This is a genomic window from Planktothricoides raciborskii GIHE-MW2, from assembly GCF_040564635.1.
GTDB lineage: Bacteria > Cyanobacteriota > Cyanobacteriia > Cyanobacteriales > Laspinemataceae > Planktothricoides > Planktothricoides raciborskii.
Genome location: NZ_CP159837.1, coordinates 650,598 through 673,733 on the forward strand (window position 1 = coordinate 650,598; position 23,136 = coordinate 673,733).

Genomic DNA, 23,136 nt, shown 5'->3' on the forward strand with positions numbered 1-23,136 from the left:
CCGCCATCGGATTGCCCATACAGACCCCTACAGATTATATATATTAAGGATGGCTATTTGGTTTCAGTCCTATTCCAGATTAAGCAGGGGTAAGTTGTTTTATTTTAGCTTCTAATGATGCCAGGAGAGAATCAAAAGGCTTGATAAATTTATCAATACCGTCTTCCAATAAGTCTGCCATCACTTGATTTAGGTTAATGCCAATTTCGGGAAGAGTTTCGATCGCTTGATAAGCTTCTTCGAGATTAATTTCGATGCGGCTGGCAATTTCACAATGATCGGCACAAGCTTCAATCGTGTTTGGTGGCATGGTGTTGACCGTGTTGGGGCCAATGAGTTCGTTGACGTAAAGAACGTCACTGTATTCTGGGTTTTTGGTGCTGGTGGAAGCCCATAATAATCGTTGCACTTGAGCGCCTTTGGCGGAGAGTGCTTTCCAGCGATCGCTCTGAATAATTTTATTATATTCTTGATAGGCAACTTTGGCATTAGCGATCGCGATTTTGCCTTTCAACCCCCGCATTTTTTCTTGTAATACCGGATCGCTAGTGCTGGCGATTAATTGCTCTAGTTTAGCATCGATCGCATTATCAATCCGGCTAATAAAGAAACTGGCCACTGAACCAATTTTACTAACATCTTGACCGGCGGCTACTCGCTGTTCTAGTCCACGAATATAAGCCCAGAAAGTGTCTACATAGCTATCCACCGAAAACAGCAGGGTAATATTCACATTAATCCCCGCCGCGATCGCGCTTTCCACCGCTGGGAAACCTTCGGGAGTACCGGGAATTTTAATCATCACATTGGGGCGATTCACCGCTGCAAAATAACGCTTGGCTTCGGCCAAAGTTGTTGCTGTATCCCGTGCTAAATTTGGCGGCACTTCGATACTCACATAACCATCTAAGCCATTAGTTTCGTCATAAACCGGGCGCAAAATATCGCAAGCATTGCGAATATCGTCAAACACCAAAGACTCGTAAATTTCCATCACCGACTTACCGGCATTTGCCGCAATGTCTGCGTCATAAATCTTGTTACCAGCGATCGCCTTCTCAAAAATAGCCGGATTAGAAGTCACACCGCGAACATTGCGACTGGCAATCATCTCTTTTAATTCACCAGACTGAATCGCATCTCGACTTAAGTTATCTAGCCAAATACTTTGACCATATTCTTTAATTTGCAAAATCGGACTTTGAGTATTCATTCCAAACCTTCTCCTGGGATAAAAGGGAACAATCAACAATCAACAATCAACCATCAACCATCAACCAGCAACCAGCAACCAATTATTTTTGATCTTTTTCCTGTCGTTCACCTTCTTGAATAAAAGATTTTACCAAAGCCACATCCTCCTTACTCCCAACAATAAAAGGTGTGCGAGCATGGAGGCGATCGGGAATCACATCCATAATTTCCTGGGTTCCCGTACTTGCGCGACCACCCGCTTGTTCCATTAAAAAAGCTAAAGGAGCAGTTTCATAAAGTAACCGCAATTTTCCCTCCGGTTTTTTCTCCGTTCCGGGATACATAAACACCCCACCTTGGAACAAAATGCGGTGAAAATCTCCCACCAATGCCCCACTATATCGAGCAGTATAACCCTCATGGCGATGCACATAACGAATATAGCTGCGAATTGATTCCGACCACTGCCAAAAATTACCCTCATTCACACTGTAAATCGGACCATGTTCGGGAACTTTAATATTTTCACTAAATAGAATAAATTCCCCCAAACTAGGGTCAAGAGTAAAGGCATGAACTCCTCGACCAATGGAATAAACCAGCATGGTACTCGGCCCATACAGAATATATCCAGCGGCGAGTTGTTTACGGCCACTTTGGAGTAAATCTTTGGCGGAACCATCCTCATCAATTCCTTCTTGTTGACGAATGGAAAAAATAGAACCAACATTTAGGTTAATATCAACATTACTCGATCCATCAATCGGATCATAAAGCAGAGTATAGCGACCAATCGGGCAATTTTCGGGAATATAATAAGGCTTTTCCATTTCCTCGGAAGCCAACCGACAAACTAAGCCACTTTGTTTAAAAACGGAGATAAACACCTGATTGGCATAAAGATCCATTTTTTTCACGGATTCCCCTTGCACGTTCACCCCACCAGTGAAACCGAGCACCCCTTCCATTAACCCCGCTCGACTCAGGTGACGGGAAATCAACTTTCCCGCTAGAGCAATTCGGTTCATTAGAGAACTGAGATCCTGAGCATCCGGGGCAAAGCTTTGCAGTTGCTGGAGCACATGACGGGATAAGGTGGTGCAATCGCGATCGAGTGCCGGTTCCTGAGTCACTTCTTGATGAGTTTCTGACATAATGTTTATGCGATCATTTCCAGTGGCATTTTCAGGTGTCGCAGCACCCGCACTGATTTTCTCTTATTTTAATCATCCGAGCGGTTGCTGCTTTCTTTCCTATCTTAAAGATAGATTTACTATTCTGTGGCTGAACTTTAGATCAATTACAGAAATCAAGATATTTATATAAGTGTTTTTACCGAGTCTCTGGATACCAAAGGCGATCGCCCGATGTGGCTCTTCGCTTCACGCCCCTGGAAGATTGCCTCACACAATTTCATCAATGCTGGGAAAAATATTAAAATAATCTAAAAAAATCAGGCAAATTATTTTGATCGTGTATAATAACTGGATTTTAAAATATTCAGTTTATGACTATTTTTAGTTTAAGAAATTGTTAACTTTTCCGACGTTTTGTGAACATGAATCAAATCTAGGCGATCGCGCCCGAAAAAATTTTTGAAATCCTATTGAACATAGCAAAAAAGGTCTGCTCGGATGTGTCGAACAGACCTTTGATCGAATCAGGGCTAAAACGAGACGTTAGTCAATTGAAATAGACTGAGGCCCACTACTACTGCCACCATTGCGGTTTTGACCATTGTCAGAGTTGGAAGTAACCGTGCTGGCAACCCCTTGTTCTTGGAGCCAGCTTTTCACCGGATCATCAGTGAGTTTGACTCCCAACAGTCCTGAGACAAATCCACCCAAAAACGCAACTGGGTATTGAGTCAGTTCTTTCAACACGGGTGTTAACTCATCCATAAACATTTCCTACCAATCTCCTTTATCTATTTCGCCAATATTAAGGATCCTAGCGCGTTTCCGTCTTTGGATGAATTGTTATTGGTTATTCGTTATTTATTATTTAACCCACAGAGCGAATAACCAATAACCAATAACCAATAACCAATAACAATCAATCGTTTATGCTTGGGGGAACAGACATTTGTCTGAATCACAACCAGCAGGCCCTGCTTCCTCCGCATAACCAGTGCTGTAAGTGGCTAAGGCGGCATGAAAATCATCGGTTTTCCGGCGCTTCAGGACATCTTTACATAACTGCTCGTAGGTTTCATGGGAAATTGGCTCAAAGGGCAGTCGGGGGAATGATTGATGATCGTCAAAACGAGCTAACAAAGCCGCTGAGATATATCCATCATTATTTTGGATCGCTTGGTAGATTTTGCGCCCCAAAGCCTCCACCTCATCAGAACGCAACTCCCAGGTAGAAGAAGTGTTATGGGTGACATAGTGCTTTTGCACTTGCATGGCAAAGTCAAATTGAGCCAAGGCTGAGAACTTGGAAATATCAACTTGATCGGCGCCCGGAAGATCAGCCCAAACCACCGCCACGGGAATTTCTACCAGCCATTCTGTACATAAGGGGGAAAATGGGTCATTGAGTAGATGACCGTTTTCATCTTTATCGGACTGGGAGGGGATGACGTTGTAGCCATAGTCAATGCAGGCTAGGGCTACTGGGTCGTTTTTGCGGAAGGTAATCCGCCGGATAAAACGAGTGGCTTTCGGGGGGTGCCAACCGGGAGAAGCCCCAGTCAGCAAAGATTTGGTGCCACTGGGCTGAACCGTGGTGTAACGGTTGGGACGTTTTAACCCGTGGCGATCGCAATAATCCCACACTGCTTGGCGGACAATTTCCCGCCAACGAGTTAAATATTCTTGTTCTCGGCGCTTAAACTCCAATCCTTCGGGGCTTTCCGGGCGTCCCTCGGCCCACCAGTGCAACCAATCAATCCCAAAAGCTTTAACAAAGAAATCAAATAAGCCAGTGAAAGAAACCCCCACAATTGGGTCAAGTTCCCGACTGATTTGATAGCGCGGCTCGACAAATTTGTGATTGAGCAAAGTCGCTACAGAAATAGCCCCGGCAGTAAAGGCTTCTTCTTGTTCCTTTAAATTATGGGGATCGATTTGGTTCAGGTGGATTTCCGACAAATTGCACTGACCCGTCAGAGTTCCGCCAAATACGCCCTTATGAAACTCCGGTTCTTCAAAGCAGAAGGTGTCATGGAGTCCCGGTATCGGGGTAATGCTACGAATCACCTGCCATTTTCCTTTGGATGGCGGGGTGTGACCTCCACTCACATTCAGACGCTGGCAGGGGAGGGCGGCACAATCGGTAATCTGGAGATACCAAAGGTCTTTTTTCCGTGCTCCCAGGTTGGTTTTTGTCCCCGCCCGTTGAACCAGATTAATGGAGGAACGAACACCGCACTTGAGTAGGAGCAGGTAGCAGCGGTAGGCTCGATCGTAGCCGGACAAGTAAATCCGAATCCCTCCTGATGGCACGGCGCTACCATCCGCATCCGCAAGACCGGCCATAAAGTGAAGAATGCCTTCCCGGTTCCAGGTGGCAATTTCTTCCAAGGCGAGGGCATTGGCTTTCAAATCCCGAATTTTATGACCATCGAACTGCTGCTGCTCAAAACCGCTGTAGAGGAGACAGGGTGTATCAGGGTTTTCGGCATAGTAGTTGATTTTTCCAGAGGTACGACCGGCGATTGCCAGGGACTGATAGCTTTTAGCGCCATATAAGCGCAATTGAAGTTCGGGCTTCTCCTGGGATCCGCAAACTGAGCCATCTCCCACTAACTGACCCAGGGTATAGGCCCAAATGGGATCGACGAATAAGCCGTCTTGGTAGTCAATGGTGAAGGGTTCGGTGTGGATCGCATATTTGCGATTTTCCCACTCCGCCATCAGTTGGGCTGTGGTCTGCTCTTGATAGGTCTTCTCAAAGCGATCTTTGACAAAGAAGCGGTGGCCTTCGGTGACATCCAGGTAAGTGCCGTCACTAAATTGGACGCGGTAGAGAGAGCGCGAGGATCCGGTTTGAATGGGCACGACTTGGCTCCAGCGTTTGCCGTTCCAAATCTCCACGGTTTTCCCCACGAGGGACTTAATCGGAGCCATGCCCGATCGCGTAATCAGGAAGGTATCCCCCGCCACACAGTGAAAAGTCGAACCAATAATTTCCAGTTTGTTATCCTAGAGGCTTTTTATCCCCTAGTTCTACTACTTGATTTTGTAGTAGCTCCGCGTACATTTTGCATTCATCTTTTTGGTAGATTTCTCTAGATTTATTAGAGATTTATTAATGAATGCCCCCACACTCTTGGAAAGATTATATTCTAGATTTAATCGGAGTTAATTCTAGGTTCACTTTCTACGCTGTACGGTGTCAAAAGCTTTTTATTTCTTTTGCTTACCACGGAATTAGCATCTCAGCCTTCTCCGTTTTTGCGGGGTTTTTAACGTGAGGCAAAATTACTTACCACACGGGTTGAGTCCATATCGTTGTAAACGATGCTCTACCTCATAATCGGGCATTTCGGGATAATTTGTTTTCAGCCAATTGCGAGTTTCTTCTAACCCTAAAGAGGTGTAGATTTCGATAAATTCTTGTTTCAATTCAGGGGTATGGAAAATATCGGCATTGGCACGAGCGATCGCCTCTGGAGCATATTGAATCGCCCCTTCTCCTGAATAATATTGTTGCTGAACGGCTTCAATACATTCTGCTTCCGTGGGTTTGTGATGAAATACCCGTGTATGGTTGGCCATCCGCAGGGCATCCCGTTCGGGATCGATGCGCCAATTGCCATTTTCATCTTGTTGCCAGAGATTACTTTTCGCCTGAGAAAATAGCGCATCATCGCTAATTCCTTGGCGCATTCCAGCTGACCTTCTAATGTTGCCAGAGACGATGGTCGTTGCGGCTTCATCAATCAACAAACAGCATTCAACCGAATTTAATTGGCGGCCAACAGCCCGATTCAAAATCGCCGCGCAACGTTGATACAACTGCGGCAATTTCACGGGGTTGGCCACACCGCCAAATCCTTTTAACGGTTCTCCCGCTGGTCGCACGTCGGAAAGGTCGATCGCCACCTGGACTTCCCCATCAAAGCGATCGTCTGATGACAGTTCCAACAAACATTGATAAGAATCAACCCAACCTTTCCGGGAGTCCCCGACATGGATGCGAACTCTTGCCCCGTCAACCACCACCTCGGTCAGGTCGCGGCGGTTTTCTGGGGCTGTGGTGCCAATTTCACCGGCGATGGTCACGTTGAGATGATTCTTAATCGGCGGCAACTGGTTAATATATCTGGGTTCGAGTACCGCCCCAGTCCCACAACCCATCATCGCCAAATCCATCATCAAGCCAAAAGCCCGCCAATCATCCACATTGGTGCTGGTGCAGTTGTAGGCACCAGAGAAATTTTCTTGGGCTTCCAGCCATTTTACCCCGCCAATCCAGAGCCAACGACCAGAGGGTAAGGCTTTCAGGGGCTTCTGCATCCGCCATAACAGGTCAATTTCTTGGGCAGTTAGCTTACCCAGCTTGGCTAATCCGCTGATGGTGCGATCGCACACTTCCTGCCAACTCTCCGTCCCATTGGGGGTATGACGACTGTAAGTCCGATAAAACACCGGATTTGCTGCGGGGGTCGTATCGGGAAAATCACTACTTTTGCCAACTCGATTTAATTCTTGAACCATTATGCTAATGCTTTGATTCGACAGTAGACCAAATACAAGATCATAGTACAGAGAGGTAGAGATATATAGTGGTCAAAGTCAGCAAAGACAAAAATTTAACCCTATTGATAGTGGCTATCAAGCCGCTAATTTTTCTGGCAATAGCCGCTGATTACCATCAAGCAGCCCCCAGACTTGGGTTCTCCAGATCGCACAAGTCAATATTTATATTCTGTCATTCGATACAAACACCCGCGATGGGGATGCCATACCGGGAATGGAGGCGCGATTCCCCCCCCCGCCGAAGAGCTAATCTTGTAGGGGTTTGCTCAACACACTCACGGTCTTAAGCAAACCTCTGCGTGTAGATCCGCGATTGATCCGATATAGCAGTCCTATATCAGTTGTGGAATTGTAGGGGTAACAGGTTTGGCAAGCGTGAGCTTACCCCTAAACGCGCAGGGGCTTGCCACCGCGCAAAAGGATTTGCCCCGACAAAAATATTACGATTGAAATAGGATTGCTATATCAGCTAAGATGAAAATTCCCGGAGTGCTTGAGGCAATCATCCCATGACAGAGTTTATCACCCAAGGAAAATTTCGACCCCAGGTAAAAAAAGTCTAGAAAAAGCATACAACTTGGCGATTAACAAGCCGAATCTATCTTTTTCCCAGTGTATGGGTAACAGTTTTCGTCAAACAGTAGCGGGTATATTTGCTCATCCAGAAATGAATCAAGAGATCATGTTGTCAGGACACATTCAGGCAACGATGGAACGAGCCGAAGCAACGGTTGGGGAATATGTGATCGCCGCGCAAGACACAACTTATTACAACTACTCAGGACATAAAAAAATGTCTGGGTTAGGGGTAATACAAGGGAATGTCCGAGGATTGATGCAACATAATGTACTACTGCTCAATGAACAAGGTTTACCCCTAGGACTCTTAGGACAACAATACTGGACTCGAGACGGAGGTTTAGACCTGCCAGAAGGAGAAAAAGAAAGTAGTAAATGGCTCAAGGGGTTGAATGCCATCAATCAGCAAGCCAGTCAATCGAGCAAACGCTTTGTGACCGTAGAAGATAGAGAAGGAGATGTTTTTAGTTTTTTTAAAGCCGAACGAAAGACAAATGTAGATCTGCTCGTCAGGGTATATCAAGCTCGTAATTTGGAAATCGTCAGCAGTAATATAGTCTGCCAATTGCCCGATGTGTCGTCTCACTTGCCCGACTATGGAACCCAACGAGTACGCATTTATCGTCAAAACCGGGAAGTAGAACTGATTCTTCGCTTACGGGCAGGGGCAGTCAATGTTTATCCAGATAAAAATTTGAGTGCCAACAAGCATAAAACCCAAGGTTTATCTTTGGTGGTCGCCCAAGAGATCGGTTGTATCGATCCCAAAACAAACGAAGATATCTTCTGTTCAGAAGATGCAGCCACATGGTATTTACTGACCAGTCTTCCGATTGCCACTACCAGTAATGTCCAAAGGGTGACTCGATTTTATGCCCTGCGATGGCGGGTAGAACGCTTTCATTACACTCTTAAGTCTGGTGCTTTACAGGTGGAAAAATTACAAGCAAGATGATATTCAGACATTGATTAACTCCTTGGCTTTTTATTCGGTCGTGGCTTGGCAGATTCTCGCTCTTACTTATGCCGTCAGAGAAAACCCAGACCAAAGTGCCAGTATTCTGTTTGATGAGTCTGAGGTGATTCTGTTAGAAAAAGTATCTTCTAAAAAAATCATCTCTATACGTGATGCTGTCTTAGCTGTGGCCAAAATTGTCGGCTTTGCACCTACCAAAAAGCAACCATACCCTGGGGTTAAAGTCCTAGCTACTGCAATCGAAAGATTTTTCTTTATTAAGCTTGGTTCTACTGCATGAATCAAAACCCCTACAAGATTAGCCGAAGAGGGGGCAAGCTTCGGGATCCGATATGCACGCGGAATCGCCCACTGAGTTCTTGTGGCTGAGTTGTATCGGATTTAATCGCTAATTACCCACCTAAAAATCGCCAGTATTAGCGGTAAATTAAACCAAAAATACCGCACCGCTAATAGACTGGCTAAATCAATGGATCAATTAATTATTTAATTAACTTACCGATAAATTTCATAACTTCAACCTTTTTTGAGATTGGGAAAAACTTCTGCCTTAAATTTTTCCTCGTCTTTATAAACTTTAAATACCCGATCCATACTCGTTAATTCAAACAACATTCTGATTTGATCGTTAATGGAGCAAATAAATAACTTACTGCCTTTAGTTCTCACCATTTTTAATGCCGAAACCAAAGCGCCTAACCCTGAACTATCAATAAATGTTACATCTTTCAAATCAATTAAAACCACTTCAGATTCCTTCTCCAATTGAGCGTTAATTTCTTTACGCAATTGATTTGCCTGAGTTCCGTCTAGAATTCCGCTGGGTCGAACGACTTCGTATTTAATGTCAGAAATCATACTTTTTAGTGAGTTTATGGGATAACGTCGGTCGGTTTCAGTCAGTCATTTTGACAACAGAGCCAAAAAATAAGTGAAAATTTATTGATTGACTAACTGATAAATTTTCTAGGATGAAAAATCAATCACGAGTATGGCACTTAGATTGATGCTGCTTGATGCGGCTTGAGCCGGGACTCTTATGGTTGTTAAATAGACTAACCGTACATCCTAATCGCACCCTTTCAAGTCTATTTTATTGTACAGAGGTTACGCTCAAGCTATTTTGGCGAAATCAACCCCCGTCTATCGCAGGTTTAGGAGATTTCCGGCAGATACCTCGTAGCCCCACAAATAATATTGTGGGAGGAAAAATGATATTTGCACAGTCAACCAGATTTACCCTAATTTGAAGCAACTGCCCGATCAACATTCACTCAGGGCGGCGGACAAATAATCCGCAGCACCCTCCACGAGGGCGATCGCATTTTCATAAACCATTCGCTTTGGCCCTAGCACCCCAACACTGCCCACGGGCACCAAACCCCGGCAGTAATTTGCCGAAATCAGCGTACAAGTTTGAATCGCCTCCATCGGATTTTCACTGCCAATTCGCACATAAACCCGCTTACTAGAAGTCACTGGGGATAAAGGTCTTTCAACCATCAACGGCCATAACTGGTCTTGTTCTTCAGCGAGTGCCTGCAAAAGCATCTGGACTTGATTCAACTCAGAAAATTCTGGTTGTCGCAATACTTCCGACACCCCACTAATTGTCATGCCAGTTTTTTCGGGGATTTGACTACGATTGCTTAACTCGACCAACAATTTACCAATCAATTGGGCATACTTTTCAAATTCCCGACCCAATTCACGCCAATCCAACTGATATAAATCAGTCAAAGACCGATCCCGGAGTTGGGCGTTCAAAAAATTGGAAACGATCCGCAATTCCTGATCCAGGATTTCTGACTGAACTTCTGATTCTGCTAAAGATGGCGGCAGATCCATCAACACCGAGTCCGTATGATAGGCATCTGTCACCAGCAGCACCATAATCTTTCCCGTTTCCACCTGGACTAATTGCAGATGCAGTAACCGGGCTTGATTGGTTTGAGGCATGGTAATCAGGGCAATATATCCACTCAAATTGGCCAAAATTTTGGCCGCACCGCGTACCACATCTTCAAAATTTGATGTTTTCACCTGAAGACGGTCTTTGAGAATACTTTCCGCCTGATTAGCCAACGCATCCGAGGGGGTAATCAGTTGGTCAACATAGATGCGGTAGCCAGAGTCAGAAGGCACCCGACCGGCAGAAGTATGGGGTTGATAGAGCAATCCAGCTTTTTCTAAAGTGCCCATTGCATTGCGAATCGTCGCTGGACTGACACTCAGGTTATATTCATTGACTAAAGCTTTGGAGCCGACGGGTTCGGCTGTGGCAATGTAATGTCGGACAGTTGCCCAAAGAACATATTGTTGCCTCTGTGTCAGATTCACTTGGATGGACATGGGCGGAGAATTTACATCAAATAAATTAAAGTTAAATATCAATGTTTGATCAATGTTTGATCAATGTTTGACTGGGAGTCGGCCCGAAATCTTATGATCCTTGCCTCTCCCGGTATCACAACCAACAGTTATAGAATATCTCCTGCTTTATGGGTCAGTCTGATATCGATGGGCTGGTCGGACAAGGGGAGATCGGCTCTCTTTAAATTCTAATTAAAAGTTGGTTCAGTGGCTGAAATGGCGGGTTAATCCAGAGAATTTATTTTTAAGATAGCAGATATTTCCATTGATCCGGTTAACCCAGAATAGCCAAGTGCGATCAGATCAAAATTTATGCCGGGTGACTAATTCCCGCAAAATTCAATTTTTTTGGCGGTCTGAGGGATAAGCATAAACTCAGATAAATTATTCTGGTCAGGAATGATTTATCTGAGTTTGGCAAACGATTTCAATATCTGTTATTTCATCATCTGTTTTTGAATGATCTAAAATATCTGGTAAATTTTGATTAATAGCGGGGGACTGACGGATCTACGATTTGGGAGAACGCATCAATGCCCCCAGAGATATTTTTGACATTGGTGAAACCTTGAGTGCTTAACCATTGGCACATATGGGCTGAACGGATCCCATGATGGCACAGCACGAGAGTTTCCGTATGCGGATCAAACTTCGTGGCAATTTGCGTTGACCATTGGTCATATTGACTTAAGGGCAGATTTGTAAACCCTTCAATGCAGGCGATCGCGACTTCTTCCGGTTCCCGCACGTCCAAAAGTTGCAGATCATCTGGACTAGCGTTTAAGCGTTCAGCCAACTGTTCCACCGTAATATTCGGGATCGGGTTGAGGGAAAACTGATCAGACATTCGACTAAACCACCAATTGATCGAGTGACAATGAGATTAATCCAAATTATGCCTATTATGCATCATTTTCTCTAAATTGGCTATGCCCAATGTTCTGGGTAAAAATTTATACCATTTACAGAAATTCATCCAACAGCCCCTAACATTCTTCGGGTGGGCAAAAAATTTTACCCACTCTACCATATATGATGGTTGAATCCATGCCAACCCTACAATATAAATACTTATTGTTGCATAAATTTTTGTAAATGGTATTACCTCTAAATTTTAGGTTTCTATCTAGGTATGAAAAAACCCGTTTTTTGGCAAAAACGGGTTGACAGTCATTTAAGGAGATATTTGCGTTTGATCGCTAATGTTGCTGAAATTGGCATTAATTGCTTAATCAAGCTACGGAAGCCACTGTTTTTGGGGCGACCGCCATTTTTTTCAACCAGCGATAATGGGATTCTAATGCGGAACCAAAACTATCATAAACTTGATAATTTACATTATATTCCTGAGCCACTTCTGCTAAAATTTTAGCAATTTTCGGATAATGAATGTGACAAATATGGGGAAATAAATGATGAACCGTTTGATAATTTAATCCCCCTAAATACCAATTTAAAAAATGATTATTTGGAGCAAAATCAGCGGTAGTCTTCACTTGCAGTACAGCCCACTCATCTTCCACACTATTGGATTTTGGATCTGGTTGAATAAACTCTAGTCCATCCATGACATGAGCCAACATAAAGATCACACAAATCACAAACCCATAAGTCATGTAAGTCAGAGTAAAGCCTAAAATTGCTTCCCAGGGACTATAGCCAACAGCGATCGGAATACCAATTAACCAGCCTAACCAAATCACTTTAAACCCTAATAAAGTAATCAGTTCAATGGCGGTGGGTGTAGGAATTATATGATCGTGATATTTGCGTTTGATTAAAATCAAATAAACATCGGCAACCGACCAATAAAATGGGATTAATGGGTAAACAAACCAGATAAAAATATGCTGATATTTGTGATACCAGTGATATTCCATTTCGGGAGAGAGTCGCACCAGTTCATCCGCATGAATTTCTACATCGTGTCCCAACATATTGGTATAAATATGATGGAGAGAATTATGGCGAAATCTCCATAGATAACTGGATAGCCCGATAAAATCGTAACTGAGGGCAATCAAACGATTCACGAACTTGCTATTAGAATATCCGCCATGATTGGCATCATGTCCGACACTAAAGCCCACTCCCGCAACCCCTAAACCTAAGATGACACATCCTAGCAATTTCATCCAGATCACTGGAGGGCCAAATACCGTAAATGCCCAAGCAGAAATGACCCAAGAAAAAATAATTGCTGTTTTGAAATACATCGCGAGATTATCTCGCGGGGAAATGTTTTCTGCTTTCAGGTAAGCTTCAACTCGTCGATTGAGCTCTTTTCTGAAGCCAATACTTCTGCCAAAAGTGACTTTTGGTTGTGTAATCGTCATTGAAATCGATCTTTATCTTTGATAAGGTTGTTTTTCATCCTAGCATCATTTTTCCCGGAAATCTATGAGTTGATTATTTTCTGACATTTTTTTCTTTAGGAGTTGGTAGGAGTTGGTTTTAAGATTTTTTCAAGATTATTGAATGGTTGATTTCAAATGAGAAAAATAGTCAATTGACCAAAACGGATAAAATAACTTGACCTCGGTACAAAAGCCGTTAAACCAGAATAGCCGGTGAGAGCGAGGTCAAGAAATCAATGCCCATAAACCCTAAAATCCCCTTTGATCTAAGGATGCCGGTGATCATTTCCAGGGCAAATTACATCGAGAATGATTGCACCACCGATCATAAGTATTGGCTGAAAGTGTCTGCTAACTTGTCGGCAATTCCCGCAATCCAATTTTCATCTTGCTGGGTGTAACTGCGAGGCACATTGGCGCCTAAAATAATCGCACCGCGATCGCCGATGGGCTGGCAAATCACCCCCTGAGTATTTTCTGGCAAATAGTCAAACTCAATGCGACCGGGATACAACTTGAGATCTACTAAATAAACCGGCGTTTGTTTTGCTAAAACCCTTTGTAAAATGGCTCCGGGTTTCACCTCGGAGTTGGTTCCTAGGATCCCCCGCCGTAATAAGATCGTGCCTCGATCGCAAACCACCAGCGATCGCGTCACCGTATTGGTTAACAATAAATGTGACGCCCAAGCTAACTCTTTGCGAACCACTTCGGGCAAATCATCTGCCAATTCAAAGCCCTCAACGCCGATTAATTCTACCGCTTCAGGCGATCGCGGCTGAATTCTCTGCCACAATAAGCCAATTAAAATTAACAAAGCACTTAAAATCACACCCAGGACATCAGAACGAGCTTGGGTTTCTGTCAATTCTGGGGTCAAAAAGCGGTTCAGCAGCAATAGGATCCCTGCCAGTATCCCGACCGCAATGGGCAACCGCTGCAAAACCCCCGGAGATTTTTCTGCCATGATTGATGCGTCTTTTTTCTGACTAATTTGCCACGAAGTGTTGCTAAGTCCGTTTCTCTTACCCACGTTCCTAACCGAGTTTAAATCTCATCCGCCTCTAAAATGCGTTGGAACAAATAGCCCGTCCCCCTAGCGGTCAAAATCAACTCTGGATTACTCGGATCATCTTCTAACTTGGCTCTAAGACGGGAAATATGCACATCCACCACGCGAGTATCCACATGACGTTCGGGAGTATATCCCCAAACTTCCTGCAAAATTTCTGAACGAGAAAACGGTTCTCCCGATCGGCTGACCAATAATTCTAGTAAACTAAACTCCATGCCAGTCAGCCGAATCCGCTCATCACCTTTATAAACTTGTCGCTTATTGGTATCAATTTTCAGACTGCCTACATGAATGACGCCAGAGCTAGGAATCCCCGAGGCGCCTACTTTATCCACCCGACGTAATACCGAGCGGATCCGCGCTTCTAATTCCTTGGGAGAAAAGGGTTTAACCACATAATCATCCGCACCCAGTTCCAAACCAGTGATCCGATCTGCTACGTCCCCCAAGGCTGTTAGCATGATGATGGGTACGTCTGATTCTTTCCGCAATTCCTGACAAACGCCGTAACCATCCAGTTTCGGCATCATCACATCCAGAACGACCAAATCTGGAATCGTATTGCGAAAAGTTTCCAAGGCTTCCTCGCCGTCCGCGGCGGTGACAACGTCATAGCCAATCATCGAAAGCCGAGTTTCCAAAATTCGACGGATACTGGCTTCATCATCCACGACCAGTATTTTCTCCTTATGGTTTTCCAAGCTACCCAATGCTCCTTAAGTCTAATTACAAATCGTTAATTTTTACTACTTTACCATTTAGTAGATCCGATCTTCGGGGAAGGTGATTCGGGCTAAAACTCCCACCCTTTATAGAGTTGAGTATATTTTAAGATTCATTTCAAGTTTTATTTAATTTTTAACATTTTTTAGCATGGCTAAATCTCGCACTCAGTATATTTGCAATGAATGTGGCGCCGAGTTTCCCCAATGGTGGGGTAAATGTAGCAACTGTAACAGCGTCGGTTCTTTAGTCGAACAGGTGGTCGCGGATCTGCCAGAAAATTCCCATCGTCCTAGCTTGAACTGGAACAACAGCAATTGGATGAAAGGGAATGGCAAAAGTCCAGATAAATCCGATGGTCATCCGAGAGCCTCGTTTAAGTTATCCCAAATTGCCGATGCAGCGGTATCCCGTCATGGTAGTGGTTTTGGTGAATTAGATCGGGTACTCGGTGGGGGCATAGTTCCCGGTTCTTTGGTGCTGATTGGTGGCGAACCGGGGATTGGCAAATCTACTTTATTAATGCAGGTTGCCAACAGTATATCGTTGCACAAACGAGTGCTCTATGTGAGTGGGGAAGAATCTGGGGTGCAAGTGAAACTCCGCGCCCAACGGTTGCAAGTCCAAGCGGCATTAAAAGATTCGGAAACCGATTCAGAAAATCATTCAATGGGGGAAGCGGAGAATCCCAGAAATCCTCATCAGTACAAAGTGCTGCTACCAACCCAGGGAGAAACCCCGGTCAGTGCCGAAGGGTCTAGAAGCGATCGCGCTGACGACTCCTCCGAGTTACCGGAAACATTACCGGAAACATTACCGGAAACACAATTTTATTTATTGCCGGAAACCGACCTGGAAGAAATTTTACGGGAATTAGAGTCTCTGAAACCCTATTTAGCGATTATTGATAGTATTCAAACCATCTATTTTCCCTCGTTGACCTCGGCACCGGGATCCGTCGCCCAGGTGCGCGAATGTACCTCTGCTTTGTTACAGGTGGCCAAACGGGAAAATATTACCTTATTTATTGTGGGTCACGTCACCAAGGAAGGGGGAATTGCAGGGCCGAGGGTGTTGGAACACTTGGTGGATACGGTGTTATTTTTTGAGGGCGATCGCTTTGCCAGTCACCGGCTGCTGCGTTCGATGAAAAATCGCTTTGGGGCAACCCATGAAATTGGCGTCTTTGAAATGGTGGCGCATGGGTTACAGGAAATTACCAATCCTTCTGAATTGTTTTTGAGTAGTCGGGAAGAAGCCGTCACCGGCAGCGCGATCGTGGTTGCCCTGGAAGGAACTCGTCCCATTGTGGTGGAATTACAAGCCTTAGTCAGTCCCAGTAGCTATGGTTCTCCTCGTCGGTCAACCACCGGGTTGGAAGGAAATCGACTGTTGCAAATTTTGGCCGTATTAGAAAAACGGGTGGGGGTTCCGTTATCTAAATTAGATACTTATGTGGCATCAGTCGGGGGACTTCAGGTGTCCGAACCAGCGGCGGATTTGGGAGTGGCGATCGCCATTGTCTCCAGTTTTCGCGATCGGGTAGTGGATCCCCATACCGTCTTAATTGGCGAAGTGGGGTTAGGGGGTCAAGTTAGACCTGTTTCTCAGTTAGAATTGCGGTTACGAGAAGCCGCCAAACTCGGATTTAAACGGGCGATCGTCCCCAAAGGTCAAGTCCCCCCAGACCTCGACATCGAAATTATTTCCGTCGGCAAGGTACTCGATGCGATTTTAGAAGCAATCCCCGGACCGGCCAATCCCCAATCTAATGATTTTTCCTCGGACACTGAAAATATGCTAGCCAGAATTGAAGGCGATCGGGATCCGGAAGATGACTTTAATAACTTTGATGATTTTGACTCTGAATCTCCAGTCTTTTAAATTCTCCACTCTGAACAATTCACTGGTTTAATGTGGTGACTCTTAGACTAGGATCAATTTAGGCATCCTTGGGTTAAGGAAAAATTGATTTTGTCACGAATCATCAAGTTGAAAATTGGTTACACCGAAGAACCGCAGCGGTCAGAGAAGAAATGCGTTTATGTCAAATAAAACAATCTTACGGGAAAAATTATCGCACTCCAGATAATAATTTAGTAAATGCCACCGCTGCCGAGATTTACCAGTATAGCCATCGCGATCCGCGATCGCAGTCAAGCATTACAAAATTTAAAACACCAAATTGAGTCAGCCATTTATGTAAATACGATTTTTCAATAATTTCGTGATCATTTTAAACAAGATTAGCTGCCTTATCTCAGCTAAATTTTTCCTTTAATTTTTATGAAAAAATCTATTATAATTATAACTATAATGCTGGAAATAATAGAAGCTTTTAACCAGGTTGAATATCCGAAAAAAAATTCCCAAAGCATCGGCATATGTCGGCCAATTTATTCATGTATTCGCCCATCCTCAAACTTGTTTAAGCTTAGTCCAGGTGATTGATTTTGACTGTCATATGCTCAAACAAAAAATGCGTCAGTCCATCAAGCAAGACTCAGGAGATGCTTTAGAACCAGAAGATGTTGAGAACCCTACGATTTTGCAACCACACATCAGTACCAATGCTAAGATCGATAAGGTTTTATCCATCTTAGAAAACCGTCGAAGAGTCGGACAAAGCAATCACTCTAAACCTGCTAATGTGCTAAATCAAACCACCACAGGCGATCGCCAAATCGAAACCCTGCCACCAACAACTGCTGCCCAACCAGCCACACCTCCGGTTAAAAACCTTGTCCCCAGCCCCACCAGCCCTTTGCCCCCCAAAACCACAGTGACCAACCCCACGGCGAAAGGATCCGGATTAACCGGCAAATGTATTCATACCCTTAAAATCTGGCACGTCGATACGGGAAAATTATTATCCACCTTGGTGGGTCATTCGAGTTTTGTTTACTCCGTTGCGTTTAGTCCTGAAGGTAAGACTCTCGCCAGTGGCAGTGCCGACAAATCCATTAAAATTTGGCAAGTGAGTAATGGTGAATTGCTGCGGACTTTAATTAGTTATGCCCCAGTGAATTCCGTCGCCTTCAGTCCCGATCGCCAATTTCTCGTGAGTGCGGGTGGGGATGAACGGATTAAACTCTGGCAATTAAACACCAGTCATTTAGGTCCCCACACCAGACCAGCCCCCACCCAAACCTTGACAGGTCAGACCGGAGAGATATTTTCCCTAGCCTTTAGTCCGCGATCGCCCATTTTGGCCAGTAGTAGCTATGACAAAACGATCAATCTGTGGAATTTTCAAACCGGCAATCTCCTGTCCACCCTCACAGGTCATTTACACTCCGTTCGTTCCTTAGCCTTTAGCGCCAATGGCATGACCTTAGTCAGTGCCAGCCATGATAAGACCATTAAATTATGGCAAATCATTCCGGAAACGAAAAAATCTTAAATTTTGGCTCAATTTTGGCTCAAACCTTTACCAGGAAGGACGGAAAGCCCATGTGCTATCCGAAGCCATTATTCCTCCTGTAAAAACTTGGTGTAAACATCACTCAATTCTTTAACCGCTAACTGATAAAACTTTTCCCCATGTTCGGGAGTAGCCAAACCTGGGTTAGATCCCATTCGACCATCGGGATAATGCCGACGAAAATCAGCCGCACTATAAATGGGATATCCAGAGGCAACCTCAGCCGACAGTGGGGCTTGTTTAATCGCCTCTGGATAAAGATATTGTGTCACCGCTACTTCACTCGGGGTAGCATGAGACCCTTCTTGATTGCCATATAATTCCTTGGCTAATTTATAAACCTCCGAACACATAAACCAATTACCGATTTGACATTGAACCCGATCGCCATTAGCCAAATTTAAATCTGCTAAATGGGCATAAGTTTGAGAAAAAGCCGCCTTCAGGGTGGCAATATTCCCCCCATGACCATTTATAAAGAAAAACTTAGTAAATCCGGCTTTAGCCAAGGTCGTTATATAATCTTGAATCAGGGAAATCATGGTGGTTGGACGCAGGCTAATCGTCCCAGGAAAGCCCGTGTGATGCAATGCCATCCCCACATTAATGGTTGGCCCAACTAACGCCTTCGTGGTTTCACCCACTCCACGGGCGATCGCTTCTGCACAAATGGCATCAGTGCCAATCAACCCCGTTGGCCCATGTTGTTCAGTGGAACCAATTGGCATTATGATCCCAGTGGACGTTTGTAGATATGCTTCAACTTCTGGCCAGGTACTTAAATGTAACAGCATGAACGCCTCTCGTTTTTCTCAGGATGCTCTTGGGGGATATTTTATTCAAAATATCTTCTCCACTGCCATCATCCCATTTTGTTAAGCCAAATTTAAGCCAAATTTAAGAAAAGTTTTCAGGGAAATTATGTCATAAGCTGACCTATGTAAAATATCATGGAAAAAAATATCCTGATTCACTGCGGAAAATTGTTTCATCTAATTAAAAGAAATTTTATGATTTGCTCCAGTTCATTCCCTCCAGATTAGCCGCCATGCTGACTATTTATTATGCCGGTAAAATCAGCGTCTAATTCTCTGGACAATTGCCCAAAAATTATCTCTCACAAAATCTGCTCCATCCCCAGCGAACGCCGTGTCCTCAAACCTTCACCGAACAATTGCTTTGTTATGTTATCAATCGAACCCAATTTTTCTCAACCCAAACTCGCTCAAGGCAATCATGTCCTTGTGGTCGAAGATGAAGACCTCATTCGAGAAATGATCGTCTTGGCATTAGAAGAAGAAGGATATCAAGTTACAGCTACCGCCGATGGACAAACTGCCCTGAACTATTTATCTCGTGCTGAAGCCGCCGAAGCTGAATCTAATTTTGATTTAATTCTGCTGGATATTATGCTGCCCAAAGTGAACGGATTAGATTTATGTCGTTTACTGCGGCATCAAGGCAACCCAATCCCCATTCTCATTCTCAGCGCCAAAGGCAGTGAAACCGACCGTGTATTAGGATTGGAAGTTGGGGCCGATGATTATGTCACCAAGCCCTTTAGTATGAGAGAGTTAATGGCTCGTTGTCGCTCATTATTACGACGACAAAGACTCAATGGCACTTCATCCACGCAATTTCTCCAATTTGGTCAAATTACTCTCTGTCCGCAACAATGTCGCGTCACCGTTCGCGGTGAAGAAGTCAATCTTTCTCCCAAAGAATTTAAGCTGCTGGAACTTTTTTTAAGTTACCCACGCCGAGTCTGGTCGCGAGATCAGTTGCTGGATCATGTATGGGGATATGATTTTGTCGGCGATAGTAAAACCGTAGACGTTCACATTCGCTGGTTACGGGAAAAATTAGAACAAGACCCCAGCCACCCAGAATATATTATTACCGTCAGAGGCTTTGGCTATCGACTAGGTTAAACGGATCAGTGGCATTAAGATTCGGCAAAACTCTATACTCCCTTTTTTCAGGGGGGCAGGGTGGATCAATATTTTTACGTTCAATTTCTTCTTTGTGACCATGCCCTTATTAGACTTTTTCCTCGGGTTGGCGCTAGGAATTACTATATGCCTTTGCCAGCGCTGGTGGCTCGACCGGCAGATCCACAGACTATTAAATATGTTACTTCCAGAGGCGATGTCCGTTGATTTACCGATGTTCTCTCGGTTACGACGGGCGATCGCCCTCAGTAAACAACACCAACAAGACCAAGCACAACAAATCAAAACCTGGCAAGAAATCGTCCAACTGGCTCCTGTAGGTTTCTTGCAAGTGGATGGAGAAAATCAGCTACTCTGGTGTAATCAGCAGGCGCAAAAGTTACTCCGCATTCATCCGAATTGGCGGCAAGGTCACACCCAGTTATTAATTGCCCTAGTTCGTTCCTATGAACTCGATCAATTAATCGAACAAACTCGCATCGCACAACAGCCACAAGTCCAAGAGTGGTTGTTTTATCCCTTTAGTCAGGATGCCGAAGAAATTGGCGATCGCCTTGGCGTCACCCTACGCGGCTATAGTTGTTTACTCCCTGATGGTGACATCGGTGTGTTCTTAGAAAATCGACAACCCCTGGTTAACCTGACTCAAAGTCGAAATCAGTGGGTCTCCGACCTCGCTCACGAACTCAGAACCCCTTTAACCTCGATCCAATTAGTCGTAGAAATGTTACAAGGACGCCTCGACTCTTCTTGGAATCAGCGTCTAGAACGGGTACTACATGAAATTAATCGCTTAATTCAATTAGTCAAAGATTGGTTAGAACTTAGCCTTATGGAAGTCGCCCCCAGCGAGCATCTTTCATGCAAACCCTTAAATCTCTCTGCTTTAATTCACTCGGTTTGGCAAACTCTTGAACCAATTGCCAATCAAAAACAACTCACCCTGAACTATTCAGGCCCAGATAATTTGCTTGTCGAAGCTGACGAAACTCGTCTTTATCGTGTTTTCCTGAATATATTCGATAACAGCATTCGCTACAGTCCCCGTGACAGTCAAATTTATGCCGTAGTCACCCCACTCATGCCGAAAACCAGTGACCTCGTTCAAAGATCCCCGGTTGCCTCCCCGGTTGCCTCCCCGGTTGCCTCCCCGGTTGCGTCTACCGTTCAAATCGATATCATAGATGCAGGGTCAGGATTTACTGAAGCGGATCTGTCTTCCGTATTCGATCGCTTCTATCGCGCTGACTCATCTCGCACCAAGCAGGCAATTTTAGGCAAGAATATTTCTAACAACGGAAACTCTTTGCCCATGAACACCGGCACTGGTTTAGGGTTGGCGATCGTCAAACAAATTGTCGAAGCTCACGGCGGCTCGATCTCCGCTCAAAATCACCCGGAAATTGGTGGGGCTTGGTTAAAAATTTGGCTGCCAAAGGTTTCACTCTCAGCCAAGTAAATCATTTTCATAAAACCTATCAAGGTTTCTGTGTTATCTAAAATTTATTTTATTGAAAATCTATTAAGAATGAATACGCTCATTTTTTATTGAAAATTCCATGTTTTTATTTGAATGTCAATTAGCAATACTCAGTTAAAACGTCAACTTAAACGATTAGAGCAAGATACCTTACGCATGGGTGCGTTGGTGGAACAGTCTTTTCGTCTGAGTAATCAAGCCTTATTTCAGAGAGACCTCGCAGCGGTTGAAGCTATTCCTTATCTAGATAAACAAATCGATCAATTTTATCGTCAAATCGAGTCTGACTGTGTATTACTGATTACCTTACAAGCCCCTGCATCCCAGGATTCTCGTTTAATTGGTGCCTTTATGCAGCTAATCAGAGACTTGGAAAGAATTGGCGATTATGCCAAAGATATTTCTGAAATTGCCGCTCAACTTTTTCCCTATCAAAATCATGCAATTTTAATCAAAATTTTGCCTCAGATAGAGTTAATGTTTAATCAGGCTCAAGCTATGCTTGCTACTAGCTTAACAGCCCTATCCGAATTAGATGCAGAAGTGGGTAAAAGAGTTAAAGAATTAGATTCTACCGTCGATGATTTATACGAGCAAATTTATCAAGATTTAGCCCGACAAAGAGATATTCAAGGTTCCGTTGAACCCTTTCTATTAATTGTGTTAGCGATTCGTCATCTCGAACGCATGGCTGACCATGCCACAAATATTGGGCAAAGAGTCGCTTATATTGTCATTGGTCATCGTCCTTAGTTAGGATTCAACCTTTGAATCTTTTCAAGTTGGCGAAATCAAATCAAGCAGAAATTAAACCTGAACATTCCACAGATTAATGAAATTAACGCACAGAATCGATATAGCTATAATAAAAAATTATCTTTAATTAAGATAAAAATTATCAAATCTTTACCTTGCCTTAAACTTTAACGGTGAACCTATATTGCGAAACTGTACAAAAATCCTATTCCCATGAGTCAACTGAGTCAACATTAGTGATGAACATTTGAATTCCTTGCCCCAGGATCTAATTACCTATAAAATCTTGGCATATCTATGTTAGATTTTTCAGTGTTTGTTCTGGGGGTGTCTGTCTGTGTCTAGAGAACAAGTCAGTGGTCAATTAGCAAAGACTTTGCACAAGAAGCTTTGTCACAGTCAGCCGACGGCTCATCAATGAAATTTAATCAATGAGCGTTACATGACTTTTTGACCGACTCTATAAGACTTCGGTGTTTATCCCCGTATATCGGTAAATCGGCGATCGCTTGAGGGGACTTTAGATGACTGATTGACGC

General features: G+C 44.0%; 20 protein-coding genes. 8 read left to right on the forward strand and 12 right to left on the reverse strand.

The window, feature by feature from the left end; translation table 11 throughout:
* Positions 1-79: 79 nt before the first annotated feature.
* From tal to nrdJ (ABWT76_RS02565), 5 genes are all read right to left on the reverse strand, one after another.
* Positions 80-1,213 carry a transaldolase gene (gene tal / locus ABWT76_RS02545; protein WP_354635599.1) on the reverse strand — a complete coding sequence of 378 codons (1,134 nt, stop codon included), beginning with the start codon at positions 1,211-1,213 and terminating at the stop codon, positions 80-82.
* A gap of 82 nt (positions 1,214-1,295) precedes the next feature.
* Positions 1,296-2,348 carry a class 1 fructose-bisphosphatase gene (gene fbp, locus ABWT76_RS02550; protein ID WP_054469601.1) on the reverse strand — a complete coding sequence of 351 codons (1,053 nt, stop codon included), beginning with the start codon at positions 2,346-2,348 and terminating at the stop codon, positions 1,296-1,298.
* Between the two features lie 525 nt (positions 2,349-2,873).
* Entirely contained in the window at positions 2,874-3,101 is a 228-nt protein-coding gene (locus ABWT76_RS02555; protein WP_054469602.1) for a hypothetical protein, read from the reverse strand.
* 156 nt (positions 3,102-3,257) lie between these two features.
* Complete coding sequence (gene nrdJ / locus ABWT76_RS02560; protein WP_190879313.1) at positions 3,258-5,267, reverse strand: ribonucleoside-triphosphate reductase, adenosylcobalamin-dependent; 2,010 nt, start codon at positions 5,265-5,267, stop codon at positions 3,258-3,260.
* A 354-nt stretch (positions 5,268-5,621) separates the two neighbouring features.
* Positions 5,622-6,860, reverse strand: coding sequence for a ribonucleoside-triphosphate reductase, adenosylcobalamin-dependent (gene nrdJ, locus ABWT76_RS02565; protein ID WP_354635600.1), 1,239 nt, complete (start codon positions 6,858-6,860; stop codon positions 5,622-5,624).
* A 658-nt stretch (positions 6,861-7,518) separates the two neighbouring features.
* Between nrdJ (ABWT76_RS02565) and ABWT76_RS02570 the strand changes: the two genes are divergently transcribed.
* Positions 7,519-8,436: an IS4 family transposase gene (locus ABWT76_RS02570; protein WP_054470481.1), complete on the forward strand. Its 918-nt coding sequence runs from the start codon at positions 7,519-7,521 to the stop codon at positions 8,434-8,436.
* Positions 8,437-8,446: 10 nt separating this feature from the next.
* Entirely contained in the window at positions 8,447-8,737 is a 291-nt protein-coding gene (locus ABWT76_RS02575) for a hypothetical protein (protein WP_054470484.1), read from the forward strand.
* A 236-nt stretch (positions 8,738-8,973) separates the two neighbouring features.
* Here ABWT76_RS02575 and ABWT76_RS02580 read toward each other — a convergent pair whose 3' ends face one another.
* The 6 genes from ABWT76_RS02580 to rpaB form a co-directional block, all read right to left on the reverse strand.
* Positions 8,974-9,315, reverse strand: coding sequence for an STAS domain-containing protein (locus ABWT76_RS02580; RefSeq protein WP_054469603.1), 342 nt, complete (start codon positions 9,313-9,315; stop codon positions 8,974-8,976).
* Positions 9,316-9,720: 405 nt separating this feature from the next.
* Positions 9,721-10,803 (reverse strand): heat-inducible transcriptional repressor HrcA, encoded by a 1,083-nt coding sequence (gene hrcA / locus ABWT76_RS02585; RefSeq protein WP_054469617.1) that lies wholly within the window; start codon positions 10,801-10,803, stop codon positions 9,721-9,723.
* A 514-nt stretch (positions 10,804-11,317) separates the two neighbouring features.
* Positions 11,318-11,677: a rhodanese-like domain-containing protein gene (locus tag ABWT76_RS02590; RefSeq protein ID WP_054469604.1), complete on the reverse strand. Its 360-nt coding sequence runs from the start codon at positions 11,675-11,677 to the stop codon at positions 11,318-11,320.
* A 385-nt stretch (positions 11,678-12,062) separates the two neighbouring features.
* Positions 12,063-13,166, reverse strand: a complete 1,104-nt coding sequence (locus ABWT76_RS02595; protein ID WP_054469605.1) for an acyl-CoA desaturase — start codon at positions 13,164-13,166, stop codon at positions 12,063-12,065.
* A 346-nt stretch (positions 13,167-13,512) separates the two neighbouring features.
* The gene (locus tag ABWT76_RS02600) at positions 13,513-14,154 is read right to left on the reverse strand and encodes a cofactor assembly of complex C subunit B (protein ID WP_054469606.1); all 642 of its coding nucleotides are present in this window, start codon (positions 14,152-14,154) and stop codon (positions 13,513-13,515) included.
* Positions 14,155-14,234: 80 nt separating this feature from the next.
* Positions 14,235-14,963 carry a response regulator transcription factor RpaB gene (gene rpaB / locus ABWT76_RS02605; protein WP_054469607.1) on the reverse strand — a complete coding sequence of 243 codons (729 nt, stop codon included), beginning with the start codon at positions 14,961-14,963 and terminating at the stop codon, positions 14,235-14,237.
* Between the two features lie 172 nt (positions 14,964-15,135).
* Between rpaB and radA the strand changes: the two genes are divergently transcribed.
* The 3 genes from radA (at position 15,136) to ABWT76_RS02620 (ending at position 18,388) form a co-directional block, all read left to right on the forward strand.
* Positions 15,136-16,869, forward strand: coding sequence for a DNA repair protein RadA (gene radA, locus ABWT76_RS02610; protein WP_054469608.1), 1,734 nt, complete (start codon positions 15,136-15,138; stop codon positions 16,867-16,869).
* A 152-nt stretch (positions 16,870-17,021) separates the two neighbouring features.
* A complete protein-coding gene (locus ABWT76_RS02615) occupies positions 17,022-17,174 on the forward strand; it encodes a hypothetical protein (RefSeq protein ID WP_156332037.1) in 153 nt (50 codons plus the stop codon).
* Positions 17,175-17,332: 158 nt separating this feature from the next.
* Positions 17,333-18,388: a WD40 repeat domain-containing protein gene (locus tag ABWT76_RS02620; protein WP_354635601.1), complete on the forward strand. Its 1,056-nt coding sequence runs from the start codon at positions 17,333-17,335 to the stop codon at positions 18,386-18,388.
* Positions 18,389-18,456: 68 nt separating this feature from the next.
* On the opposite strand, the gene ABWT76_RS02625 is transcribed toward ABWT76_RS02620, so the two are convergent.
* Positions 18,457-19,203, reverse strand: a complete 747-nt coding sequence (locus ABWT76_RS02625; RefSeq protein WP_054469610.1) for a creatininase family protein — start codon at positions 19,201-19,203, stop codon at positions 18,457-18,459.
* Positions 19,204-19,593: 390 nt separating this feature from the next.
* Between ABWT76_RS02625 and ABWT76_RS02630 the strand changes: the two genes are divergently transcribed.
* The 3 genes from ABWT76_RS02630 (at position 19,594) to phoU (ending at position 22,594) form a co-directional block, all read left to right on the forward strand.
* A complete protein-coding gene (locus ABWT76_RS02630; RefSeq protein ID WP_054469611.1) occupies positions 19,594-20,340 on the forward strand; it encodes a winged helix-turn-helix domain-containing protein in 747 nt (248 codons plus the stop codon).
* A 199-nt stretch (positions 20,341-20,539) separates the two neighbouring features.
* The gene (locus ABWT76_RS02635; RefSeq protein WP_277926305.1) at positions 20,540-21,820 is read left to right on the forward strand and encodes a cell wall metabolism sensor histidine kinase WalK; all 1,281 of its coding nucleotides are present in this window, start codon (positions 20,540-20,542) and stop codon (positions 21,818-21,820) included.
* Positions 21,821-21,934: 114 nt separating this feature from the next.
* Entirely contained in the window at positions 21,935-22,594 is a 660-nt protein-coding gene (gene phoU, locus ABWT76_RS02640) for a phosphate signaling complex protein PhoU (RefSeq protein WP_054469613.1), read from the forward strand.
* The last annotated feature ends 542 nt before the right edge of the window (positions 22,595-23,136 follow it).

Bases quoted from the DNA above. Each gene is read 5' to 3' on its own strand.
- tal (WP_354635599.1), bottom strand. From the start codon at position 1,213: ATGAATACTCAAAGTCCGATTTTGCAAATTAAAGAATATGGTCAAAGT.
- fbp (WP_054469601.1), bottom strand. From the start codon at position 2,348: ATGTCAGAAACTCATCAAGAAGTGACTCAGGAACCGGCACTCGATCGC.
- ABWT76_RS02555 (WP_054469602.1), bottom strand. From the start codon at position 3,101: ATGTTTATGGATGAGTTAACACCCGTGTTGAAAGAACTGACTCAATAC.
- nrdJ (WP_190879313.1), bottom strand. From the start codon at position 5,267: ATGGCTCCGATTAAGTCCCTCGTGGGGAAAACCGTGGAGATTTGGAAC.
- nrdJ (WP_354635600.1), bottom strand. From the start codon at position 6,860: ATGGTTCAAGAATTAAATCGAGTTGGCAAAAGTAGTGATTTTCCCGAT.
- ABWT76_RS02570 (WP_054470481.1), top strand. From the start codon at position 7,519: ATGGGTAACAGTTTTCGTCAAACAGTAGCGGGTATATTTGCTCATCCA.
- ABWT76_RS02580 (WP_054469603.1), bottom strand. From the start codon at position 9,315: ATGATTTCTGACATTAAATACGAAGTCGTTCGACCCAGCGGAATTCTA.
- ABWT76_RS02590 (WP_054469604.1), bottom strand. From the start codon at position 11,677: ATGTCTGATCAGTTTTCCCTCAACCCGATCCCGAATATTACGGTGGAA.
- ABWT76_RS02595 (WP_054469605.1), bottom strand. From the start codon at position 13,166: ATGACGATTACACAACCAAAAGTCACTTTTGGCAGAAGTATTGGCTTC.
- ABWT76_RS02600 (WP_054469606.1), bottom strand. From the start codon at position 14,154: ATGGCAGAAAAATCTCCGGGGGTTTTGCAGCGGTTGCCCATTGCGGTC.
- radA (WP_054469608.1), top strand. From the start codon at position 15,136: ATGGCTAAATCTCGCACTCAGTATATTTGCAATGAATGTGGCGCCGAG.
- ABWT76_RS02615 (WP_156332037.1), top strand. From the start codon at position 17,022: ATGCGTTTATGTCAAATAAAACAATCTTACGGGAAAAATTATCGCACT.
- ABWT76_RS02625 (WP_054469610.1), bottom strand. From the start codon at position 19,203: ATGCTGTTACATTTAAGTACCTGGCCAGAAGTTGAAGCATATCTACAA.
- ABWT76_RS02630 (WP_054469611.1), top strand. From the start codon at position 19,594: ATGTTATCAATCGAACCCAATTTTTCTCAACCCAAACTCGCTCAAGGC.
- ABWT76_RS02635 (WP_277926305.1), top strand. From the start codon at position 20,540: ATGTTACTTCCAGAGGCGATGTCCGTTGATTTACCGATGTTCTCTCGG.
- phoU (WP_054469613.1), top strand. From the start codon at position 21,935: ATGTCAATTAGCAATACTCAGTTAAAACGTCAACTTAAACGATTAGAG.